3 protein-coding genes are annotated in these 2747 nt (G+C 42.2%); 1 reads left to right on the top strand and 2 read right to left on the bottom strand.

All coding sequences use genetic code 11. The features are described from left to right. On the top strand, positions 1-166 hold a 166-nt coding region (locus tag IQ229_RS22725), incomplete at its 5' end, for a DUF6439 family protein (protein ID WP_228013663.1). A 54-nt stretch (positions 167-220) separates the two neighbouring features. On the opposite strand, the gene IQ229_RS22720 is transcribed toward IQ229_RS22725, so the two are convergent. Beyond that, positions 221-670 (bottom strand): ATP-binding protein, encoded by a 450-nt coding sequence (locus IQ229_RS22720; protein WP_194047633.1) that lies wholly within the window; start codon positions 668-670, stop codon positions 221-223. Between the two features lie 389 nt (positions 671-1059). Beyond that, complete coding sequence (gene rlmD / locus IQ229_RS22715) at positions 1060-2466, bottom strand: 23S rRNA (uracil(1939)-C(5))-methyltransferase RlmD (protein ID WP_194047635.1); 1407 nt, start codon at positions 2464-2466, stop codon at positions 1060-1062. Positions 2467-2747: the final 281 nt, after the last annotated feature.

The following is a 2747-nucleotide window of genomic DNA, read 5'->3' as shown; positions in this document are numbered from 1 at the left end:
CCTCAAGTCTAACCGTAATTCCCGTGCTAATGAACAAGTGGCAGCAGCAATTGTGTATCTTTTAAAGAATCAGCCAGAAGAAGCTCAAGCGAGATTACAACAGGCAGTTGGTTGGTTAGATCGCTCTATTTCTGCCCCTCCCTGTCCAACTCACGGGAAAAGTTAGGAGTTATGAATTATTATTCAACTCCTAACTTTTAACTCCTAACTCCTAACTACATCATCGCCGCAGAGATAATCCGCGGCGATTTTCCATTTGTTTACAAAGCCTCAATTCTGTGCCTTTGCGGTTCCACTCTACCTGATCAAAAATTTGATGCAGAAGACATAAACCACGACCATTTTCTGACTCATCTGGTGGAAGATAGTCTGTCGGTTCTTCATTAATAGTAGATGAAGGAGTAAAGCCACTACCTTGGTCTGATATTATCCACCAATATTGATTATCTATTACGGAAAAACGAACTACAACTGTTTTACTCGGATCGAGATTATTACCATGTTTAGCTGCATTTACTAGGGCTTCTTGAAGTCCTAGACGCAGTTCTGCTTGTAATCTTGCTGGAATTTCTGCCAACAATAAGTCTAAGATAGGACAAAGGTAGAGGGTTGAGGCAAAACTAATAGTGCCCCAATAACGTCCAACTGGACGAAGTGAGATAGTAATCACAAGAGAAACCCCATAGCTTTCAGTTAGCTAGACATCAGTTTGCTATTACAGTCACCCTGATAAAACTTGAGGTGGTCATGCTGCCTTCAAACTTGCGTCTTTAAAACTAAATTTTGAAAATGCTAGGGAGCATTGGCTCTACAACTATGAATTGGGATTGTTTAGATATATCGGCTGGAATAACTTTGATAATGAGGTCAGCAAATTAAGAATATGCTGTTAATTTTAGAGAGTATTAGCCTACTCTAATTAGTTGCCGATTTATAATTTATGCAATCTTCGTCATGTTTTTAAGAACCGATGCAACTTGAATTTATTTAAACAAAATGAATTTTTATTCTTGGCTTAATTCAATTTTAGCATCTTTAGTATGCACTAGACTAAAATTTTCAAATTTCAGTTTTTTTGAAGGAATTACTACCCTTGTCAAAATGTGATAGCACAAGAAAGGCGGCAGTTTCAACATGAGCAGTTTGAGGAAAGAAATCAGCAGGTTGTACCCGTGTGATAGTATATTGCCCATCTTGACAAAGCAATTTCAGGTCGCGGGCGAGGGTAGCTACTTTACAGCTGACGTAAACGATCCGAGATGGTTTCAATTGCCGTAAAGTATCTATGACTGCGCGATCGCACCCCTTACGTGGCGGATCGAGTATTACTACTTCTGGTATTGTGCCCATTTGGGGAAGCAATTGCTCTACTGCCCCGACTTGGAATGTCACATTATCAATTCCGTTGCGGTGGGCATTCAAAATTGCTTGTTCTACTGCTGCTGGTTGCACTTCTAATCCTGTAGCAATACGCACTTTTTTGGCCAGGGGTAAAGTTAAAGTCCCAATACCGCAGTAGGCATCAACTAGGAACTCATGCCCTTGAAGATTGAGTTCTGATTGAATTACCTCTAATAGTGCCTCTGCTGTTTCGGTATACACTTGGAAAAATGTATCTGGGCGTACTTGAAATTCCAGTCCAGCAAAATTTTCACGCAGGTGGGGTACTCCAGCGATGCAACGGGTTTCTGATCCAAAGATAGCATTTGTGCGATCGCTATTGCGGTTAAGGGACACTCCCACTAACTGCGGATAGCGCTTTAACCATTCCTGGGCTTGGGTTTCAATTCCTGATAAATTCCAGTCCTTTACCACCAATGTCAGCAACATTTCCCCAGTGTGTCGGCCAATGCGTAAACTGAGATGGCGAATTTTTCCTTGGTGGCGGTGTTCGTCGTAAATTTGCCAACCTTGCTGTTGAATATCCTGCTTAACTTCGGCAAGTAAGGGATTTAATCGCGCATCTTGGACTGGACATTGATTTAAGTTAATTAATTGGTGACTACCTTTTTGATAGTAACCAGCCTGTACTTGTTCTGTTGCCGATAGCGAGAGAGGATATGTAGATTTATTACGGTAGCCGAAAGCAGAAGGGGCAGCAAGTACCGGATCTACTGGTGGTTGAATAAAACCGCCAATGCGTTCTAAAGCTTGGATAACTTGATTTTGCTTGGCTACTAGCTGGTAATCATAATTAATATGCTGCCACTGGCAACCACCACACTTATCCGCCACAATACAACTAGGTCGGATACGGTGGGGGGATGGTTCCAATAGCTCTTGGAGCTTGCCATGGCCGTATTTTGGTTTAACGTGTACCAAGCGGACAATGGCGCGATCGCCTGGAACAGTATCTGGGACAAACACTACACGCTCATCAGCGCGTCCCACACCATCGCCTGTATCACTTAGGTTAGCGATCGTCACTTCGATTAATTCACCCTGTTGCCAAATTGTTTTAGTCATTTGTCGTTGATCGTTGGTCATTAGTCATTGGTCATTGGGATTAGGTGACAGGTGACAAGTGACAGGGAATAATCTGTACCCTGTAACCTATTACCTATTCCCTTCTTCAGTCCCCACTCCCCCAAATAGATAAATTCAATACATAAGTAACTCCGATCCCTTCACTTGTGTACCTCCAACTCGCTAAACTAACAGATAATATTTCAGGTGATTTCAATCATCATGACTGTAATTAGCCAAGTTATTCTCAAAGCCGACGACGAACTGCGTTATCCCAGCAG

The organism is Nostoc cf. edaphicum LEGE 07299 (assembly GCF_015207245.1).
Taxonomy (GTDB): domain Bacteria; phylum Cyanobacteriota; class Cyanobacteriia; order Cyanobacteriales; family Nostocaceae; genus Nostoc; species Nostoc edaphicum_B.
The sequence above is the reverse complement of the archived record's forward strand: the minus strand, read 5'-3'. Positions and strand labels throughout refer to the sequence as shown.